Below are 19,385 nucleotides of genomic sequence, written 5' to 3'. Positions count from 1 at the left end.
TTACAACACCTGCTCCAATTCCAGATCCAGCCCGGCGTTTTCCATGGCCAGGGAGTCCCCGAGCACGCAGATGTCGCCGTGCTGCGCATTGATGCGCACGGCCTGTGCAAAGGCGCGGAAGTCCGCTTCGGTGGCCGAGAGCACCTGATCGCGGATGATCTGGAGGTAGCCGTTGTCCTGGCCCGTGAGATGGCGGATCAGGCTGGTGAACCCCTTGGCGTCGGGCAACTGGTAGGAATCGATCTCGCCTATGGCACCGATGATGGACTTTTCCAGCTCATCGCCGTTGATGTTCACGGTTTCGAGATAGTCGGCCGCCGCGTCAAAGGCGGCCACGGTATCGGCCACATTGGGGTCGCGGTAGGAGACAAAGGCGAGCGCCCCGGCCAGGCGGTCCATGATGCAGAATGCGCCGTAAGCCCCGCCCTGGACTCGGACCTTTTCCCAGAGATAGCCGGTGCGGATGAGCTTGTTCACCACCTGGGCCGCGCCGGTGAAGACGAAGCCGTGCTCGGCCACAGAGCACCCCTTGCCCACATAGTTGACCTGGGCCGGTATGGCGAGGCCCTCGCGGCGGGGAAGCTGCGGTGCGGTACGCGTGGCCATGGCGACTTTCCCCTGGGGCAGGGCCCCGACCACGGAAGCCAGTTCCGTCTCCAATGCACTGAAGATGTCCGCATCCATGGTGGCGTTGACCAGCAGGTTGCCCTGGTTCAGGAGCAGGGAACGGAATCGCTCCAGGTCCTTGGCAACGTTGCGGAAATCATCCTCCATGCGCTTTTCCAGATCACGCAGGAAATGCAGGTTGGTCAGGCCGGACATGGCCTCGTCCATGGCATGGGCCGTGTGGGTCCGGGCGCGCAGCCGCGTAGCCACGACCATGTGACCGGACGGAATCAGTCGCTGCTCGGCGCGGGCACGGGCCTCGGACACGATGTTCGAGAGCCGCTCCTTGTTGTCGAGCTTGGCCGAAGTCAGGATTTCGGTCAGGATTTCCAGGGTGGAAGTCATCTTTTCCGCTGTGGCCTTGGTGCGCACGAACAGCCGGGCAGCCGCGTCCCTTGAATCGCGTATGGGCGAGGCAAAAGCCTGGGTCCAGATGCCGCCGGAGGTCCGGGCAATGCGCTGGGACAGGTCCACATAATCCCGCGTGGTGGTGCCGGACTCCACCAGGGCACGCCCGAAAATGCCTGTATAGGGCAGCAGCTCGTCCGGTATGACCGACAGGTCGAACCCGAAATCCAGGTACCCGATGCCGTTGGTGGACAGGTCATGATAGAGCAGGTCCCGGCCTGCCACCTGCCGCAGTTCGGCGGGGATGATCCGGTTCTCGGCGGGCAGGTCGCTCACCGACAGGCGGGGGATGGTGTTCAGGGCATCCACCGAATCCGGTTCTGCCTGAAGGCGGTTCAGCTCCCTGGCATCGGCAATGACCGCATCCAGCTGCTCCGGGGTCATGGCGTCCTTGGCTGCCGCAAGGCGATCGATCTCGACCTTGGACATGCGCCGGGCCATCTTGTGGTCCGGTTCCAGCAACACGGTGGTGCGATGGGGGTTGTGCAGAAAAAGCCGCGCCAGCAACTCCTCGAAAATCCTGTCGCCCTTTTCGATCCACGCCTTGATATTCTTCAGGGGCTGTTCGAAGGGGAGCAGAATCAGGGGGTCGCCCTCCTGCCCGTCGTCGTCATAAATCCAGGTGGACAGGGCCTGAAACATGAGGGACAGGCCGCGCGGATAGGAGCCGGTGTTGTTCTCGCGCAGGGAAAACTCCACCGAGTTCACGGCCGCCTCGATGTCGCGGACGTCGATGCCGTTCTCCACCAATTCCTTGATGGTATGGAAAATGATCGACTCCGCCTTGATGGCGTTGGACGGGTGCATGCCCTTGAGCCCCACGGAAAAGAACATCTGGCGCATGTCCGCTTCCAACCCCACACCGGCCAGATCGTCGCCCAGGCCCGAGTCCGTAAGCGCCTTCTTCAGCGGCGAGCTGGGCAGGCCGATGAGGATGTGCTCCAGGATGTGCAGGGCCAGGTTCAGGTTGGCGTCCGCAGTCTCGGCCAGGAGCCAGTTGACCGTGAACATGCCCTTGGCCAGGCGGTCGGACGCGGGGTATCCCTTGCGCACGGACCGGGCTTCAGCGAACCGTTCCTGCAAAGGCACGCGGGTTTCGGCCACGTCAATGGCCTCATACCCGGAAAAAACCGCGTCCAGGATTTCCAGCCGCTTTTGCGGATCATCGTCCCCGTAGAAAAAGGCGTATCCGTTGGACGGATGATAGTGATCGCGATGAAAGGCCATGAACTGCTCGAAGGTCAGGTCCGGGATGGTTGCCGGGTCGCCGCCGGAATCCAGGCCGTAGGTGACGTCCGGGAACAGGGACTGCTGGGAGTGCTCGTGGAGCAGGGAATCGGGCGAGGAGTACGCGCCCTTCATCTCGTTGAAGACCACGCCCTTGTAGGTCATGGATTTCTCGCGGCTCTCCAGTTCATAATGCCAGCCCTCCTGCTTCAGGGTGTTCTCGGTCAGGCGGGGATGGAAAACCGCATCCAGATAGACGTCGATCAGATTGTAGAAGTCCTGCACATTGGCCGAGGCAACAGGATAACAGGTCTTGTCCGGAAAGGTCAGGGCATTGAGAAAGGTCTGGAGCGACCCCTTGAGCAGTTCCACGAAAGGCTCCCTGACCGGATACCTGTCGGACCCGCACAGGACCGAATGCTCCAGGATATGCGCCACGCCTGTGGAATCCTTGGGCGGCGTGCGGAACGAGATGCCGAACACCTTGTTCTCGTCGTCGTTGATCATGGACAGGACGCGTGCGCCGGTCTTGTCGTGGCGGTAGATGATGGCCGTGGTTGCCATCTCCTCAATTTCCATTTCCCGTATCTTGGTAAAACCGAAACTCATGTATACTCTCTTATTTGTATGTATCAGGACCAGCCCGGACGCCGGCACATACGCCGCGTCAGCACGAAGTCACGGTATACACTACCACGCTCCCGGGGGCAAAGTGGGGAATTATGCAAAAAACACTTGACGGCAGTACGGACCAGCACTAGTCTCTTGAGAACAGAAATCATTCCTATTAATAATTCAACTCACTCGATAACAAGGAATAAATTATGACACACGAACACGATACCGATGAAATGATGCCTGATTTCGCCAAAGTAGGCCAGCCTGTCCCTGCATTTACCATGGAGGCCTTTGATCCTGCCGAAGGTGCCTTCTGCGAAGTGGACCTGGGCGCTGTGCGCAAAGAAGGCAAGTGGACCATCCTGTTCTTCTACCCGGCCGACTTCACCTTTGTCTGCCCCACCGAGTTGGCTGATCTGGCAACCAGACACCAGGAACTGGTCAAGCTGGGTGCCGAGGTGATCTCCGTATCCACGGACACCAAATTCAGCCACATGGCCTGGAGGACGGACGAGCGCATGCTGGCGGACGTAAGGTTCAAGATGGCCGCCGACCCCACGGGCGAAGTGTCCCGCTTCTTCGATGTCTGGGACTACGACACCGGCCTGGCCCTGCGCGGCACCTTCGTCATCAACCCCGAAGGCGTGCTGGCCTCGTCCGAAGTCAACTTCTACAACGTGGGCCGCAACGCCGACGAACTGGTCCGCAAGATGGAGGCCAACACCTACCTCAAGGACCATCCCGCCGAGGTCTGCCCGGCCAAGTGGACTCCCGGCGAAAAAACCCTGACCCCCAACGACGCCATGGTGGGCAAGGTCTACGAAGCGCTTAACGACTAGTTACGATCTCACACTCTCGTAACTCCTGTTGCACAAACGCCCCCTCCGAACGGTTCGGAGGGGGCGTTCTCCTTGTTGCCAGTTCCCGGCATGGGGACTATGTACTATGATCCAGCAACGCCAAGGAACAGATTTGGAAATCATATTGGCCACCGAGATATGGGGACGCACGGCCCACGTGGACAGCCTCGCGGAAACCCTGCGTCCGCTCGCGTACCGGGTCAACGTCATCGACCCCTATGACGGCCGCGACCCGCATTTCTCCAACGAGAACGAGGCTTATGCGGCCTATCTCGATCAGTGTGGGCATGCGGAGTACGCCCGACGGGTAACCGCACGGTTGAACAGGGCCGAGTACCCGGTTTTCCTGGTCGGCTTCAGCGCCGGGGCCGGTGCGGTCTGGGCGGCTGCCTGCCAAAAACCCTCACCCGCGATCCGGGCATGTTGTTTCTACGGCTCCGCCATCCGGGACATGGCGGACCTCACCCCACATGCGCCCGTGGATTTGATCTTTCCCAACCGCGAACCCCACTTCGACGTGACCGAGTTGATCCGCACCCTGGAGACAAAACCGCTGGTGCTGTGTCATCAGGCCGAAGCGGGGCATGGGTTCATGAATCCCCTTTCCGCACACCACGACAAAACTGTCTGCCGATTCTGGACCAACTGGCTGACGGAAAAGATCGCCATTCTTGATCACGGCTTGGGGAAGTAGCAGTCCCTATCGAAGAATATCCCGAAGCGCATCCCTGAGGTCAGGAAAACCGAAGGTGAAGCCCGCCTTCATCAACCGTTCGGGCAGGGCCAACTGACCGGAGAGCAGCACCTCGTCGGCCATCTCACCAAACAGCAGACGCAGGGCGAACGGCGGCACCGGGGTCTTGTAGGGACGGTTCAGGACCGTGCCCAAGGCGTGGGCGAACTTGCGGAAATTGACCGGATTTGGGGAGGTCAGATTGTATGGACCGCTGGCCTCGGGGTTTTCCATGAGAAACCGAATGGCCCTGACTTCATCGTGCAGGTGAATCCAGGAGACGCCCTGGAAACCGCTGCCGGGAGGCCCGCCCAGGAAATATCGGAAGGGAGGCAACATGCGTTTGAGCGCTCCGCCCTGACCGAGGACCACCCCCGTACGGACGATACAACGCCTGGAACCCAGCTCCTCCAGCCCGGACGTCGAAGACTCCCACCGACGAGTCACTTCGGCCAGGAATCCCTTGCCGGACTCAGCGTATTCATTGACAGGCGTGTTGCCGCACGGACCGTAGTAACCAACAGCCGAGGCCTGAATCAGGACGCCGGGGGCAACGCCCGCCTTTTTCACAGCCTGAACGATACGCTCGCCCGCCCGGACCCGGCTGTCCAGGATGCGCCGCTTCCTGGCCCCGGTCCACCGACCGCCCGCAATGTCTTCCCCAGCCAGATTGACCACGGCCGTATCCGGCTCGATCATGTCGGGCCAGTCGCCGTTGTCCCATGGCATACCTATGACGCCGGTATCGAACACGGCAGCGACCTTGCCGGGATTGCGTGACAGAACCACGATCTCCCAACCGTGCTCCTTGAGTTCCCGAACCAGAGCCCTGCCTATGAAGCCGGTCCCGCCGGCGATTATTGCGCGCACTGCATTATCCTTGAATACGTGTTCGGGCGTGAAAGCGTCACGCCCAAATCCAGATTAACACGGCTCGAAATCGATTGCCAGTTTCCAACATGTCAACACGATTGGAAAAATCAGACCTGCTCGTCGATTACACGTTCGCCTGCACGGTTACCCGTGTCTTCCGGATTTATGTACGGACAAGACCAGCGGATCAGGCGTCATGCAACTCGACGATGAAGACCGTTCCCTGAGGGTGATTGGATGCGGCACGAACTGTGCCGCCGTGGTCGGAGACGATGGACCGGACAATGGTCAGGCCCAGGCCTGTGCCGCCCTTCTTTTCCGTGTAGTAAGGCTCGAACATGCGCGAGGAATCCTTGGGCAGCCCCGGCCCGTTGTCAGCCACGGCAATGGTCACCGTACCCGCTTCAACGTCATGGGCGGTCGTGATCTGGACCTCGCCGCCCTTCATGCCCCGCAGGGCCTCGGCCGCATTGGTAAGCAGGTTGATGAGCACCTTGCGGATACCCTCCCGGTCAAAGGGAAATTCCTGGATGGGCGTGGAAAAGGAAAGATCCCACTTTATCTTGCGATGGGTATTCGCGAACATGGCCGTGACCTCTTCCAGGAGCGGGGCCAGCAGGTCCGGTTGCGGCTGCACTTCAGGCAGCTTGGCATAGGCAGAAAACTCGGTGACCATGTTCTGGAGCCGCTCCACCTGGTTGACGATCAACCCGGTACACTCGTCAAAAGTCGCCTCGCCGATCCTGCCGCCATACTTGCGCTGCAAACGTTGGGCCGACAGCTTGATGGGAGTGAGCGGATTCTTGATCTCATGGGCGATGCGGCGGGCCACTTCACGCCATGCGGCCAAACGCTGAATTTTTTCCAGCTCGGTGATGTCCTCGAACACGGCCACATGACCCGCGTTGCGACCACCCACATTCTTGAGCGACACCACGTTGACCAGGACCTTGATGATCTTGCCCCGCACGGGCAGATCGATCTGACGCTGCCAGACTGCACCGGGTTTTGAGGAAAGTTGCGTGATGGCACCCTGCATCAACAGGGCGAAATCCCCGGAGAGCAGGTTGTGCGGCACCTTGCCGATAAGAAAGACACCAGGAACTCCGAGAATATTCTCGGCTGCGGTGTTCACCGTGCCGATGCGTCCTTCGGCGTCCATGGAGATGACGCCCGAGGTGATGTTGTTGAGCACGGTCTCGATATACTGCCCACGCCGCTCCAACTCCTGATTCTGCTGGCCCAGGCGCTCGTTTGCCTGCTGCACCGAGTTCTGGCTCTGTTCCAGATCCTCGGCCATGCGGTTGAAGGACTGAACCAGAAACCCGAGTTCGTCGTCGGAGCGATCCTCCAGGCGGACGGAAAGGTCCCCGCGCCCAATGCGCTCGGTGCCTGCGGCCAGGGCCTGAACCGGGGCCGATATTTCCTTGGCCAGCCTGAACCCGAACCAGATGGCACCCAGAATGATGAGCAGGGCCATGACCCCCAGGGTAAGATAGAGATTCATCTTCCACGGATATTTGCGGGTCTTGAGCTTCTTGTATTCGTCCAGGCCGCGCACGATCTGATCGAGGCGGTGCAGGAGCCCCTGGCCCACGGTTTCACCGATGACCAGATAGCCGCTCCGCCCTTCGTCCACGGGCGTAACCCCGAGCACCAGATCGGACCCGGGCTTGGGAATGATGGTCGTCCAGGAACGCGGGTCCGCGCGCAGCGACACCCAGTCGATCTTCTCCTTGATCTCAGGCCAGGCCTGACTCCACTGGGCCGTGGCATGGGTGTTCTGTTCATTGCCCTCGGGGTTGATGACACCCACCAGGGTCAGGTCGTATTCGTCGAATTTCTTGCTCAGGTACTTGTCCATGGCCTTGCCGCCCCAGGCGAACTTGGACTCGATGATCTCATTGATCATGACCGCGCCGCGCCGCTCCAACCGCTCCTGAGCCGAACCGTAAAAAGCCCGTCCCAGCTCCAGGGCCTGCTCCATGGACTCCTCCACCTGGCCCTTGAACCAGTAGTCCACCGAGGTCTGCACGAACTTCACCGAGACCAGATAGATGAGCACGGTAGGAATGAGCGACAGAGAGATGAAAGCCAATACCAGACGCGTGCGCAGCTTGGACCCGAGAACCCTTCGCTGCCGTTCGAGAATGAGCCTGACCGCATTCCTGGCCACGTAAAAAAGCATGGCCAGCAGGAAGACCACGTTCAAAATGAGCAGGTTGAGAATAAGGTAGTAATCCCCGCTCAGGTACTTGAGTTCGGCAAAGGTCAGTCCGACGATGAGCACCAGAAAGACCAGGGCAAGGATATACTCGCGCTTGTGTCGCTTCTGGTCACGACGGGTGGTGGAGCTGATGCGGATTGGATCAGGCGTCACTGGCAGCTCCGCTAGAAGGTAAAATCAAGCTGAAAGGAGTTGTCGGCCCCGGCGTCCCAGGACCAGAAATAGATATACCGCATCACGCCCTCGGGCGCGTCCTGCTCGTTCATGGAGGTATGCAGCAGCAGACTGTACTTTCTGCCGCGGTCAAGGAGTGCCCACTCGCCCAAGCTGGCTTCTATGGTCCCCCAGCCCTCGTCGAGCAGCTTGCCCAGGTCGGTATTCCGCAGGAGGGTCTCGCGATCAGGCAGGGACATGATGAAATCCCTGGTCAGCGGATCGAACTTGAGGATGCTCTCGAACTGGGCCTCGGAAATCACACGATTAAACCAGTAATCGTTGGCTTCGATCAGCCGCACCTGACACTTGAGTACCAGCACGCCACCGTCCTCAAGCTCTCCCTTCAATATGGGTTTCTCCTCCACGGCGACCCCGAAACGGGCCGTGAGCCTGCCCCGTACATTGGCCAGGGAAGGGGCCATGAGGCTCAGACTCTGGGCCAGTGCGCTTCCGGCCAGGAGGAGGATAACCAGGACAACCCCGATTTGGGCCAAAATCTTCTTTTTCTCATGGGTACGCATTATCCTTGAACATGTACCAGCACCCGATATAAAGGACAAGAGGTCCGGCCTTGTCTTTTCCCGGTCCGGTCCGTTAGTGTCATGAATAACGAATACACATTCCCAAAGGAGTCCTCCCCGTGGAAAAAGACCTCCTCCTCGCCATCGGCGACGACCGCGCCGCCTCATACAACCTGCGTTTCCTCAACGAGGTGTTCGACAGCTTCTGCGACCTCAAGATGACCCTGTTCTATGTTGCCCCCAGAGTCGTCATCTGCGACAGGCTCGATACAAACAGGCCCCTCACGGACGACGAGCACAGGGAGCTTGTGGCTCACAAGAAAGGCTCAGGGAAAAAGGCGCTCGAAGATGCGCGCCGCTGGATAGTCGACGTCGCAGGATGCAGCGGTGAAAAAGTACGAACCAAGGTGGTGCATTCCAAGGTGGGCACTGTCCGGGAACTCATCGACGAAGCGCGAAACGGCCTCTACGATGCCCTGGTCCTGGGCCGCAAGGAGTTCTCCTGGTTCGAGGAGATATTCGAGAACTCCGTGTGTCACGAGCTGTTGTGGCAGGACATCGATTTCCCCATCTGGGTCTGCAAACGGCCGCCCGACCACCCCCGGCACGATATCCTGCTGTGCATGGACGGCTCAGAACCCTCCCTGCGCATGGTCGACCACGCCGGGTACATGCTGGCCGAGGAACCCAGGCATACCTTCACGCTGTTTCATGTGGCCCAGCAGGGCTACGAAACGGCCCGGGCCGGGCGTATCTTTGATGAGGGTTTGGCCTTGCTGGGCGAGAACGGCGTCCCTGATGACCGCATCGAACTGAAGATGGTCACGGATAAAAACGTGGTCAAGGCTATCCTCAGTGAGGTGCAGGTGGGCAACTACTCTGCGGTGGGCGTGGGACGGCACGGCACCAGCAGTCAGACCAGGATGGAAAACCTGTTTCCCAGCACGGTCTCGGTACAGCTCCTGCGCCAACTCACGGACGCGGCCCTCTGGATCAGCAAATAGACGCACCGTACATCTGCGCAGGAGACGGAAAAACGACTTCGAACAGAGCCCCTACAGGCTCACCAGCTCATACTCCCGTGTGCCGATACCGAGTTCCTCGGCGTAGTCCAGGCCGAAGTTTTCGGGCACGTGCCTGTGGATGGCCAGAAACTTGTTTTGACCGGGAGTCACCCCGAAGGGCAACTGGCTCGGATACAGGGGCTGGGCCTGACTGACCAGGTCCATGGACGCCTGATCCACGGCCACGGGGTCGAAGCTGACCAGGACGCCGATATCCGGGCAGATGGGTGCATCGGTAAAGCCCACACAGTCGCAGTCGGGCACCACGTCCATGACGAAATTGACATGCAGACAGGGGGTGCGCTTGGTGGCCAGCACGCCCTTGACGTACTCCATCATCCGCTCCAGAAAGTCCTGAACGCCCACCTTCCAGTTCACCTCCAGGCCGCCGTGGCGACAAGCCACGAAACAGCCACCGCAACCCACACACTTTTCCGCGTTGAGGGCTATCTTGCCAATAGTATCGTCGATGTAAAGCGCCCCGGTCTTGCATGCCTTGATGCAGGCCTCGCACGCCTCGCACAGGTCCGGTTTGACAATGGGACCAGTGGAAAAATGCTGCTGCATCTTGCCCTTCTTGGATGCGGCCCCCATACCGAGATTTTTGAGAGCGCCTCCGTAACCGGCCAGTTCGTGCCCCTTGAAATGATTCAGCGACACCAGGAAATCGGCCTCGGCAATGGCCCCGCCCAGATAGACCTCGTCCAGATGCTTGCCCTCCACGGGCACGGTCACCTCGAACTCTCCCCTGAGGCCATCGGCGATGATCACCGGCGCATTCAGGATGAGCGGATCCCAACCGTGCCGGGCCGCACACAGGGCATGGGACACAGCCTCACCGCGCTGGCCCACATACAAGGTGGAGGCATCGGTCAAAAACGGCTTCCCGCCCGCCTCGATGATGAAATCCAGGATCGGCTTGATCCACAAAGGACGCAGGAAACCGGTGGTTCCCTGTTCGCCGAAGTGCAGCTTGACCGCGGTCAGGTCGCCCTCGTTGATGGCCTTATCCGCTTTGGCGGCCTTGAGCAGGCTGCGCATCCTCTTGCCGAACGGAGCCTTGGACGAGGCCCGCAGATTCCAGAAATACACCTTTGAAGCCATGGAAACATCCTTGTTGAAGCATCGATGGGGAAATGTACCACGGAAGGCCGGGACAGGAAAGCGGACCGACGGGATCAGCTAGATCAATCTGTAGACGTTGATGTTGTAATCGTCGGGATTGACCACTTCGGTGATGGTCGTCCCGCTGACGGCCAGATCGATTTCAGTGGCCGGGATCTGCCGCATGGAACCGTCATAGACCTCGCGAACCAGGGGCAAAAGCGGGTCGACGATGTTGTGATCGATGACCACGGCATAATGTCCGTTGGAGAGACGCACAAAACTGCCCACGGGATACACCCCCAGACTCTTGATGAACTCCTCCACGATATTGGGGTGGTAGTCGGTCACCCGCCACTTGAACATCATCCCCAGAACCTTGCCGGGCGGCAAAGGATCCTTGTACACCCGCTTGCTGGTCAGGGCGTCGTACACATCCACCACGGACAACAACCGGGAAAAATCGCTGATCTCGTCTCCCTTCAGGCCGCGCGGATATCCGCTGCCGTCGAATTTTTCGTGGTGGTCCAATGCCGCGTGCAGGACCTCTTCCGGGATGTTCTTCTGCTTCTTGAGGATCTCGTATCCGCGCAGGGGGTGTGTGCGCATGATATTCATCTCTTTTTCGTTCAACTTGCCCGGCTTGTTCAAGACGCTTTCTGGAATGACCGCCTTGCCCACGTCGTGGAAGATTCCGGCAAGACCGATCAGTTCAAGATTCTCCTGAGAATAACCGAGCCTTTTGCCGAGGATCACGGCCAGGATGGAAACGTTGATGCAGTGGGTATAGGTATACTTGTCAAAAGCCTTCAGCTTGCCGATGGCGGCAGCGGCCGACTCGTTCCGAAACACGGACTCGATAAATCCGCTGACCAGCGGCACGGCATCATTGAATTCAAAGGACTTTCCGCGCCTGACCGCGTCCATGAACTCATGTGCGTACCCCACGGCCTCGCCATACATCCTATCGGCGCGAACCAATTCCTCCTGAATGGGAACCATTTCCCCGACAACGACCACCGTCTCCGGCTCGCGTCCTTCAGGGCGCTCCCGCTCCATGGCCTTTCGTGCCTCTTCGGCCGACATGGATTTTTCCCAATCGAACATGTTCTCTCGCCTGATAATAGTAATGTTTCCTTTCTTAACATTAGCTTATTTACAATAGCTGCACAATGTCGTTAGCCGCACTATTCCTGTCGTTCACCAAACGACACGGAAAGAGCCCGCATGTCCGGACAGCTGTTCGAAAAATATATGCGCAGATGTCACAAAAGGCCGGTCTCCGCCAGAACAGCCATCAGGGCCTGCACGTCCGCAGACACGAAATCGGGGTCGAGATGAGCAAACCCCTGGGCAGTCACCTTGCCGCTGGTCACGGCCGCGGACATGGCCCCGGCGGCCTTGGCCGTCTCGACATCCATGGGGTGATCACCCACCATGAGGGTATGTTCCGGGGCAATGCCCAGTAAATCCAAGGCCTGAAGCAGGTGGCCGGGATTCGGCTTGAGACACACGGCGATCTCGCGGGGAATGAATACTTCGATAAATTTCTCTATGTCAGGGAAAACCACTTTCACCGCCGCCGAGATATTGCGGGTGATCACGCCTGCGGCCACACCGCGTTTTCGCAGCGTGGCAAGAGTCGGTCGGGTGAACTCGAACAGCTGGCCGTCCCTGGCTGCGTCCAGCTCCGTGGCCGCGATGACCAGCCTGCCGCGCGACAGGAACTCCATGCCTTCGGCCCGGTCCCGCTCCATGACCTGGGCCGCCAGCGCCTCCAGCCACTCCAGCGCGGGCAGACCGTCAGGCACCGGGCGCTCGTCCATGAACACCTCGCCCAGGGCCGCGATCTTGGTCTTCATGAAATCAAAGTCCAAAGGCACGTCGGCCAACGTCCCGTCGAAATCGAATATAATGGCGTCAAGCTTGGGCAAGACAGAGGCCTCCGGCAGCCGGTGAAGGGGAGAGAGAAACCCTTTGAAAAGGGCTTTCCCTCTCCCCTTCACCGGACCCCATCCCCTCTCCTTTCCTAACTTTTCGGTGTCGCTTCGCGGGATAGGAGGGGGAGTATGTGTTGCGACGTGCAGTGCACGCAGAATTCAAAAACTACAGCTCCATATGCAGGAGAGGAAATGGCTTGCCCGTTGCATCCACCGGAGAACGGCTCACTACCTTGAACCCCATGTGTTCGTAGAAACCGACCGCACCAGGATTTTGTTCGTTAACGTCCAACTTCCTTGCCCCGAATTCGGCTATGGCAAAATTCAACAACATCTTCCCCAGCCCCTTGCCCCTGCTTTGCGGGGCCAGAAACAGCATTTCTACAGCCTGTTCGACCACACCCACGAAGCCGTGGATTCTACCAACCCCGTCCTTGACGCAATGGAGCGTGACCGTGGGAAGATATTCACTCAGAATCACAGACCTGAAAAACCGGATATCCCTTTCCGTCAGGAACTCATGCGTAGCCCGAACGGATGCTTCCCAAACTTCCATGATTTCAAGGTAGTCATCTTCCATTGCAACGACGATGTTCATTGGCATGCCTTTCTCTCCTGATGAAGCACCAACCAAGGAATACCCAAATGAAAAGGCCCTTACAACTGAATTGTCAGGACCAGCAGATTCGAACGCGCAACTGGCGCCGCAGCCAACCGGATGGGCGCTTCGAATGCTATTTCACCAGTCCGCGCAGCAAGTCCAGGTTGCGAATGTCGTCTTCAAGGTCGTCGTCCTTGGGCGTTTCCAGAGTCTTGGGGATGTCGGCAAAACGAAGGTCGCGCATGAGGTTGCGGAAGCCTTCCTGGCCGATCTCGCCCTGCCCGATATGTTCGTGCCGGTCCTTGCGGGAGCCGAATTCGTTCTTGGTGTCGTTCAGATGGAAAAATTTGAGCCGGTCCAGACCGATGATGCGGTCAAAGGCGGCAAAGGTTTCCGCATACGCCTCGGGAGTTCGGATATCGTAGCCTGCGGCAAAAGTGTGACAGGTGTCGTAGCAGACACCGAGCCGGTCCGGGTGGGCGGACAGGGCGATGACGGCTGCCAGCTCTTCGAACGTGGAACCGAGGTTGGTGCCCTGTCCGGCCGTGGTCTCCAGCAGGACCATGCCGCGCTCGCTGCCGGATTTCTCGATGGCCGCGTCAAGATTGGCCGCATACCGTTCTATGCCCGCCTCCACGCCATCGCCCAGATGGGAACCGGGATGGGTGACCAGATAGGGAACGGACAGGGCCTCGATCCGCCGGAGTTCCTCGGCAAAGGCCAGGGTCGACCGGTTCAGCAGGTCGGGATTGTTGGAGGCGAGATTGATCAGATAGGAATCGTGCGCGGCAACGGGATAATCACCCCACTGCTGCCAGGCCATGGAAAAAAGCTCTATGTCGTAAGCGGTCAGGTCGGGAACCTTCCACTGCCGCTGATTGCGGGTAAAAATCTGCAAGGCCGTGCCACCGACCTTGCCGATGCGCTCGAAGGCCATATACAGGCCTCCGGCAATGGACATATGCGCTCCCAAATACATGGGCGCCTCTCAGACCTACTCGAACCAGCCGCTCAGGGCTTCCACGACCTTCTGGGCCTGGGCCTGGGAGGAGATATTGAACTTGGACTTGGGACGGTAGGTCCCGTCCACTTTCTGATAGCGGCGGATGGTGTATTTTTCCGGGCCGAATTCGCCCTTGGCGCGATTGAGTTCCTGATACCGGAAGACGATGGTGGTCCATGCGCCCTTGGACAGGATGACCTTGTCCAACTCCTTGACGATGAGCTGGTTGTCTTCGGAATAATTGATGGTGATTTCGTCCACGTTGGATGCCATAGATGCGCTCCTGAATATATGATGTCCGCCGAATCCCGGCGGCAGGGGATTACCCATACATATGATGATGGACGAAGGCAACCCCCGGATTCCCTCGCTCCCCGGCTTGGGATAGCGGACCATCTGCACATTTGCCGGGCACGGTTTAATCCTCACCGTAGCCAGGCTGCGCCTCCGGTTAAACCACACCCGACACATGCACATCTGTCCCGCTCTTCCAAGCCTTGCGCCGTGTTATGCAGGGGGGCACATCGCTTCGCCGCTGCCCTCATGTCTTAGATTGAAAGAAACGTTATTCCCGGATTTCCGCTCTCGGACGGCCTTCGAAAACGGGTCAGGCGTGTGGATTTCGGGTACGGCTTGAGCGCAGGCGCAGCCGCGCCGCCTTGAGCTTCAAATCGTACATGGAAGGGGTGCAGACGGCCGGCTATCCCAAACCGTGTCACAAAAAAAGCAACAAGGACAGGGCCATGACCACCATCCCGGCAATCAGTCCGTAGATAGCGAGGTGGTGTTCACCGAACTCCTCGGCAGCCGGGAGCAACTCATCCAGGGAGATAAAGACCATGATCCCGCCCACACCCGCGAACAGGACGCCGAAGAGGGTGGGCGTGAAGAACGGCATCAGGATGAGGTAGCCTATGAGCGCGCCCACCGGCTCGGACAGGCCGGACAGGAAGGAGTAGAAAAAGGCCTTCTTGCGGTCCCCGGTGGCGTAGAAGAGCGGGATGGACACGGCAATGCCTTCCGGGATGTTGTGGATGGCGATGGCCACGGCAATGGCCGTGCCCAGGGCCGGGTCGGTCAGGGCCGCGGTAAAGGTGGCCAGCCCCTCGGGGAAATTGTGGATGGCGATGGCAATGGCCGCAAACACGCCGGTACGCCTCAATTTGTCAAAATTGTGGGCCTCGTTCTTGGGCAGGTTTTCCTTGCCTTCATCCATCTCTTCAATGGAATGCATCTCGTGCGGATTTTCATAGCTGGGCACGAACTTGTCGATGACGGCGATGAACGCGATGCCGCCGAAGAAGGAAAGCGCGGTCACCCAGGCGGCGGAAAACTCGCCCAGTTCAATGGTCAGGGCATCCCTGGCCTTGACCAGAATCTCCACAAAGGAAACATAGATCATGACCCCTGCGGAAAACCCCAGGGCAAGGGACAGGAATTTGGTATTGGTCCGGCGGGCGAAAAATGCGATTGCCGAGCCGATGCCGGTGGAAAGTCCGGCGAACAGTGTCAGCCCGAAGGCGTAGAGTACGGTTTGGGAATCCATGGCCGGTATATACGCTACCTAACTAACCATTGTCACCTGCTTTGATTCGGGGTAACCATCTCCGAAAGCATGTGAACCCGAATACGGGCTACTCTTATTCACAACAAACCAGCCGAAAAACCTCACTTGAAACAAACCGCAACCGATACGATGACAACGACCGCCCTGACGCGATCATTTGCGACGGCCCTGGCCCTGTGTGCCCTTCTGCTTCTCATCACCCCGGCCCTGGCCGGACAGCGGCTCACCGTAGGAGTCGAGTGCCTGGACTACCCCCCCTACGGTTCCATCCAGAACGGTGAATACAGGGGCTATGCCCGGGATCTTCTCGACGCATTCGCCATCGAGTACGGCTACGACTTGGTCTACGACCCCCTGCCCGTTAAACGGCTGTACCAGGATTTCCTGGTCACCCGCATCCTGGACCTGAAATTCCCGGACTCCAAAGACTGGCACCCCGGCAAGCGCAAGGGGCTCGCCATAACCTACTCCGATCCCGTGTGCGAATACACCGACGGCATCCATGTCAAGCCCGAGAATCTGGGAAGGGGCGTCAAGGGCATCCGGGTTCTGGGCATCATTGCCGGATTCAAGCCCTGGCTGCTCAAACCCATCATGAATCCCAAAGACCTGACCGTCTCGGAGAACGCGTCCATTTCAGGACTGCTGGGCAAGGCGCTGATCGACCGGGTGGACGCCGTCTACGCCAACGAGGAGGCGGTCCGCCACCTGCTCGCGGCGATGGGACTCAAGGGGCGTCTGGTCATGGACCCTGCCCTGCCCCACAAGACCGACGTCTACCACCTGTCGACCATAAACCGCCCCGAGGTGCTCCGGGAATTCAACGAATTCATGAAAACCCACCGCGAACTGGTGGATTCCATCAAGAAGAAACACGGCCTGATGCAATAGCCGTCAGGGTCAGGTGTCGCGGTTCTCAGCCTTGAGCTGGCCGCAGGCCGCCTCGATGTCCGCGCCCATGGAGCGGCGGATGAAAGCGGTCAGGCCATGAGCCCACAACCGCTTCTCGAACGCCTCCACCTTGTCGCGATCCGGTGCGCCGTAGGGCATGCCCTCGGTGGCGTTGTAGGCGATGAGGTTGATCTTGCCCTTTTTGCGGTCGATGAGTCGGGCCAACTGATCCGCATGTTCAAGGGAATCGTTCACGTCCTTCAGGAGCAGATACTCGAAGGTGATCCGCTCACGCGGACGCATGGGATAGGCTCGAAGCGCCGCCATGAGGTCGTCCAGATGGACCTTGGCCGCCTTGGGCATGATTTGCGCACGCAGTTCCTGGGTGGGCGCGTGCAGGGAGATGGCGGGCAGGGCTATTTCCAGATCGCCCAGAATCTTGAGCTTGTCCGGGAAGCCCACCGTGGAAACCATGGACCGCCGCCAGGAGAGCGAAAGGCCGCGTTCGCACGGCAGGTCGGTCAATACCTTGATCAGATTATCCAGGTTGAGCAGCGGCTCGCCCATGCCCATGAACACGAGATTCTTGAGCGGGTTCATGCCCCGGTCTTCCAGGTACTGGCGGCCCACCAGGATCTGCCCCATGATCTCGCCGTAGGAAAGATTGCGTTCGAAGCCGAGCTTGCCGGTATTGCAGAACGTGCAGGCCATGGCGCAGCCCACCTGGGTGGACAGGCACTGGGAGTAGCGGTCGTTCATGGGAATGAGCACGGTCTCGATGAGCTTGCCGTCGCCCAGCCGCAGCAGGAACTTGATGGTCCCGTCCTTGCTTGTGGCCACCTTGGCGATCTCGGGCCAGACAATACAGGCCATGGACGCCACCTTGTCCCGAAGCGGCTTGGACAGGTTGGTCATGGCTTCCACGTCGCGGACGCGCTTTTGCCACAGCCACTGCCAGATCTGCTCGGTCCGGAAACGGGGTTCCTTGAGGTCCTCGGCCACAAAGGCTTCGAGATCGTTTTTTGTCAGCTCGATGAGGTTTTGCATGCGTGTCCCTTGTAGGTCATTGGCAAGGCGTGTCAAGGGCGAATTGACCAACACGGCACAGGGGGCATGTGCAAAAAAAGTACAACTTGTCATAAGCATTTCCGCAATGTATGGGACGCGCAGGATTACCCTGGATCATAAAACCAAAGGATCGCCAACATGAAAACTTATCCCAAATTTACCCGTTTTGTATGTCTGTTCATGGTTTTTTCCCTGTTCCTCCTGAATGTTTCCGTCTCGGTCGCCCAAGCGAAGATGATCTCCACGGAAGCCTCCATGGCCGTGAGCCGGAGTGCCGAAAACCGCGCCCTGATCAAAACGCACCTGCAGCGGGCCGAAGTCCGGCAGGTCCTGGCCGACCAGGGCGTTGACGTTGCCGAAGTGGAAAAGCGTGTTGACGCCCTGTCCGATGCCGAAGTAGCGCAGATCGCGGACCAGGTGGCGGACATGCCCGCTGGCAGCGGCGCATTCGGCGTGATCATCGGAGCTGCACTTTTTGTCTTTGTGGTGCTGCTGGTCACGGACATTGCCGGATGGACGGACGTCTATCCGTTCGTGACAAGGTATCAGCCCCATGCACGGAATTAAAAGGAGCGGCGGCCGGACAGCGGCCGCCGTTCTCCTCCTGTTGCTCCTTGCCACGGGTTCGGGCTGCAGCCTGTACGGGGGCGTGATGCCCCCGCCCCCGGCAGGGAATCCGCAATTCGTGGTCGAGGATGTCCCTTTCTATCCTCAGGAAGAGTATCAGTGCGGCCCTGCGGCCTTGGCCATGGCCCTCACCTGGAGCGGCCTGCCCATGCAACCCGGTGCGCTGGTGGACGAAGTCTACACCCCTGCACGCAAAGGGAGCCTGCAACCGGACATGATCACTGCTGCCCGGCGTCATGGCCGCATAGCCTATCCCATCACGGGTGCGGAACAGCTCATTGCCGAAGTGGCCGGAGGCAATCCGGTGATCGTCCTGCAAAACCTGGGGTTATCCTGGTATCCGGTGTGGCACTATGCGATGGTCATCGGGTACGACCAACCCGCCGGACAGGTCTTCCTCCGGTCCGGGGTCACCGAAACCAAGGTCTCGCCGTATCGCGTCTTTGAAAACACCTGGGGGTCGAGCGACTTCTGGGGGCTTTTGGTGCTGCCGCCGTCACGGATGCCGGTGACGGTCAAGGAAAAGGCGTGGCTCGAAGCCTCCGTGGGGCTTGAACGCGCACAGGTCCCGGAGTCGGCGGCTCCGGCCTATGCCGCCGCCGTGGAAAGATGGCCGGAAAACTATGACGCCTGGATCGGGTTGGGCAATGCCAGGTATGCCCTGGGCAGCAGACCCGATGCGGCTGCCGCGTTTCAACGCGCCACAATGCTTCGTCCCGACAACGGCATAGCCTTCAACAATCTGGCCCAGGTCCTGGCGGAGATGGGGCAACGCGAAAAAGCTCTGGCAGCAGCCAAAAAGGCCGTGGCCTGCGGCGGGCCGCATCTGGACGCGTTCCGAAAAACACTCTCTGAAATCAAGTAGCCGGACAAGCCCGCGAAGCCTTCAAAACTGCCTAGCTCCCCTCATGACGTGCGCGAATCAGCACGGCAAGGCCTGCGACGGTCACCCCTGTCAGACACAACACCCTTGCCGCCACCATCCTGACGAACGAACTTACGCCCGGAGTGGTGGTCATGAACGCGGCATAAACATTGCCCCCCTTTCAACCGAATGGGGGGGGCAAAGGGGGATGTCCCCATCCAGAGACAAGCGGTGTTCTTTCCATCTGCGCCGGGGTTCTCCGGTGTCCCTGTTTGCCGCAATACGGGTAAATGCGTCCGTGTTCAA

18 protein-coding genes are annotated in these 19,385 nt (G+C 59.4%); 6 read left to right on the top strand and 12 right to left on the bottom strand.

Annotation, left to right across the window (positions count from 1 at the left end; translation table 11 throughout):
- Positions 1-2,910 carry an insulinase family protein gene (locus DWB63_RS13270; RefSeq protein ID WP_128329328.1) on the bottom strand — a complete coding sequence of 970 codons (2,910 nt, stop codon included), beginning with the start codon at positions 2,908-2,910 and terminating at the stop codon, positions 1-3.
- 215 nt (positions 2,911-3,125) lie between these two features.
- Here DWB63_RS13270 and DWB63_RS13265 point away from each other — a divergent pair, with 215 nt between their 5' ends.
- Complete coding sequence (locus DWB63_RS13265) at positions 3,126-3,758, top strand: redoxin domain-containing protein (protein ID WP_128329327.1); 633 nt, start codon at positions 3,126-3,128, stop codon at positions 3,756-3,758.
- Between the two features lie 133 nt (positions 3,759-3,891).
- Positions 3,892-4,473: a dienelactone hydrolase family protein gene (locus tag DWB63_RS13260; RefSeq protein ID WP_128329326.1), complete on the top strand. Its 582-nt coding sequence runs from the start codon at positions 3,892-3,894 to the stop codon at positions 4,471-4,473.
- Positions 4,474-4,479: 6 nt separating this feature from the next.
- On the opposite strand, the gene DWB63_RS13255 is transcribed toward DWB63_RS13260, so the two are convergent.
- The 3 genes from DWB63_RS13255 to DWB63_RS13245 all read right to left on the bottom strand — a co-directional run bounded on the left by DWB63_RS13255 (position 4,480) and on the right by DWB63_RS13245 (position 8,349).
- Complete coding sequence (locus DWB63_RS13255) at positions 4,480-5,382, bottom strand: TIGR01777 family oxidoreductase (protein WP_128329325.1); 903 nt, start codon at positions 5,380-5,382, stop codon at positions 4,480-4,482.
- Positions 5,383-5,572: 190 nt separating this feature from the next.
- Positions 5,573-7,765, bottom strand: coding sequence for an ATP-binding protein (locus tag DWB63_RS13250; protein WP_128329324.1), 2,193 nt, complete (start codon positions 7,763-7,765; stop codon positions 5,573-5,575).
- An 11-nt stretch (positions 7,766-7,776) separates the two neighbouring features.
- Positions 7,777-8,349 (bottom strand): DUF4390 domain-containing protein, encoded by a 573-nt coding sequence (locus tag DWB63_RS13245; protein ID WP_128329323.1) that lies wholly within the window; start codon positions 8,347-8,349, stop codon positions 7,777-7,779.
- 119 nt (positions 8,350-8,468) lie between these two features.
- On the opposite strand from DWB63_RS13245, the gene DWB63_RS13240 reads away from it, so the two are divergent.
- Complete coding sequence (locus DWB63_RS13240; RefSeq protein WP_128329322.1) at positions 8,469-9,353, top strand: universal stress protein; 885 nt, start codon at positions 8,469-8,471, stop codon at positions 9,351-9,353.
- Positions 9,354-9,404: 51 nt separating this feature from the next.
- On the opposite strand, the gene DWB63_RS13235 is transcribed toward DWB63_RS13240, so the two are convergent.
- From DWB63_RS13235 to zupT, 7 genes are all read right to left on the bottom strand, one after another.
- On the bottom strand, positions 9,405-10,517 hold the full coding sequence (locus DWB63_RS13235; protein ID WP_128329321.1) for a DUF362 domain-containing protein: 1,113 nt from the start codon (positions 10,515-10,517) through the stop codon (positions 9,405-9,407).
- A 78-nt stretch (positions 10,518-10,595) separates the two neighbouring features.
- On the bottom strand, positions 10,596-11,624 hold the full coding sequence (locus tag DWB63_RS13230) for an HD-GYP domain-containing protein (RefSeq protein WP_128329320.1): 1,029 nt from the start codon (positions 11,622-11,624) through the stop codon (positions 10,596-10,598).
- A 158-nt stretch (positions 11,625-11,782) separates the two neighbouring features.
- On the bottom strand, positions 11,783-12,451 hold the full coding sequence (locus DWB63_RS13225; protein ID WP_128329319.1) for an HAD-IA family hydrolase: 669 nt from the start codon (positions 12,449-12,451) through the stop codon (positions 11,783-11,785).
- A 172-nt stretch (positions 12,452-12,623) separates the two neighbouring features.
- Positions 12,624-13,061 (bottom strand): GNAT family N-acetyltransferase, encoded by a 438-nt coding sequence (locus DWB63_RS13220; protein WP_347231975.1) that lies wholly within the window; start codon positions 13,059-13,061, stop codon positions 12,624-12,626.
- A 130-nt stretch (positions 13,062-13,191) separates the two neighbouring features.
- Positions 13,192-14,037, bottom strand: coding sequence for a deoxyribonuclease IV (locus tag DWB63_RS13215; protein ID WP_128329318.1), 846 nt, complete (start codon positions 14,035-14,037; stop codon positions 13,192-13,194).
- A gap of 15 nt (positions 14,038-14,052) precedes the next feature.
- Positions 14,053-14,334: a hypothetical protein gene (locus DWB63_RS13210; RefSeq protein ID WP_128329317.1), complete on the bottom strand. Its 282-nt coding sequence runs from the start codon at positions 14,332-14,334 to the stop codon at positions 14,053-14,055.
- Positions 14,335-14,776: 442 nt separating this feature from the next.
- Positions 14,777-15,607, bottom strand: a complete 831-nt coding sequence (zupT, locus tag DWB63_RS13205) for a zinc transporter ZupT (RefSeq protein ID WP_128329316.1) — start codon at positions 15,605-15,607, stop codon at positions 14,777-14,779.
- Positions 15,608-15,757: 150 nt separating this feature from the next.
- Between zupT and DWB63_RS13200 the strand changes: the two genes are divergently transcribed.
- Positions 15,758-16,519 (top strand): hypothetical protein, encoded by a 762-nt coding sequence (locus DWB63_RS13200; protein ID WP_128329315.1) that lies wholly within the window; start codon positions 15,758-15,760, stop codon positions 16,517-16,519.
- 9 nt (positions 16,520-16,528) lie between these two features.
- Here the strand turns inward: DWB63_RS13200 and rlmN are convergent, their stop codons facing one another.
- Positions 16,529-17,566, bottom strand: coding sequence for a 23S rRNA (adenine(2503)-C(2))-methyltransferase RlmN (gene rlmN / locus DWB63_RS13195; RefSeq protein WP_128329314.1), 1,038 nt, complete (start codon positions 17,564-17,566; stop codon positions 16,529-16,531).
- A gap of 159 nt (positions 17,567-17,725) precedes the next feature.
- Here rlmN and DWB63_RS13190 point away from each other — a divergent pair, with 159 nt between their 5' ends.
- Both DWB63_RS13190 and DWB63_RS13185 read left to right on the top strand, forming a co-directional pair.
- Complete coding sequence (locus DWB63_RS13190) at positions 17,726-18,154, top strand: PA2779 family protein (RefSeq protein ID WP_128329313.1); 429 nt, start codon at positions 17,726-17,728, stop codon at positions 18,152-18,154.
- The gene (locus tag DWB63_RS13185; protein WP_128329312.1) at positions 18,141-19,079 is read left to right on the top strand and encodes a PA2778 family cysteine peptidase; all 939 of its coding nucleotides are present in this window, start codon (positions 18,141-18,143) and stop codon (positions 19,077-19,079) included. Before DWB63_RS13190 ends, DWB63_RS13185 begins: the two co-directional genes overlap by 14 nt.
- The last annotated feature ends 306 nt before the right edge of the window (positions 19,080-19,385 follow it).

This window comes from Pseudodesulfovibrio sp. S3 (assembly GCF_004025585.1).
Classification (GTDB): Bacteria; Desulfobacterota; Desulfovibrionia; order Desulfovibrionales; family Desulfovibrionaceae; genus Pseudodesulfovibrio.
The sequence above is the reverse complement of the archived record's forward strand: the minus strand, read 5'-3'. Positions and strand labels throughout refer to the sequence as shown.

Coding starts and splice junctions, on each gene's coding strand:
- DWB63_RS13270 (WP_128329328.1), bottom strand. CDS start 2,910: ATGAGTTTCGGTTTTACCAAGATACGGGAAATGGAAATTGAGGAGATG.
- DWB63_RS13265 (WP_128329327.1), top strand. CDS start 3,126: ATGACACACGAACACGATACCGATGAAATGATGCCTGATTTCGCCAAA.
- DWB63_RS13245 (WP_128329323.1), bottom strand. CDS start 8,349: ATGCGTACCCATGAGAAAAAGAAGATTTTGGCCCAAATCGGGGTTGTC.
- DWB63_RS13235 (WP_128329321.1), bottom strand. CDS start 10,517: ATGGCTTCAAAGGTGTATTTCTGGAATCTGCGGGCCTCGTCCAAGGCT.
- DWB63_RS13230 (WP_128329320.1), bottom strand. CDS start 11,624: ATGTTCGATTGGGAAAAATCCATGTCGGCCGAAGAGGCACGAAAGGCC.
- DWB63_RS13220 (WP_347231975.1), bottom strand. CDS start 13,061: ATGCCAATGAACATCGTCGTTGCAATGGAAGATGACTACCTTGAAATC.
- DWB63_RS13215 (WP_128329318.1), bottom strand. CDS start 14,037: ATGTATTTGGGAGCGCATATGTCCATTGCCGGAGGCCTGTATATGGCC.
- DWB63_RS13210 (WP_128329317.1), bottom strand. CDS start 14,334: ATGGCATCCAACGTGGACGAAATCACCATCAATTATTCCGAAGACAAC.
- zupT (WP_128329316.1), bottom strand. CDS start 15,607: ATGGATTCCCAAACCGTACTCTACGCCTTCGGGCTGACACTGTTCGCC.
- DWB63_RS13200 (WP_128329315.1), top strand. CDS start 15,758: ATGACAACGACCGCCCTGACGCGATCATTTGCGACGGCCCTGGCCCTG.
- rlmN (WP_128329314.1), bottom strand. CDS start 17,566: ATGCAAAACCTCATCGAGCTGACAAAAAACGATCTCGAAGCCTTTGTG.
- DWB63_RS13190 (WP_128329313.1), top strand. CDS start 17,726: ATGAAAACTTATCCCAAATTTACCCGTTTTGTATGTCTGTTCATGGTT.
- DWB63_RS13185 (WP_128329312.1), top strand. CDS start 18,141: ATGCACGGAATTAAAAGGAGCGGCGGCCGGACAGCGGCCGCCGTTCTC.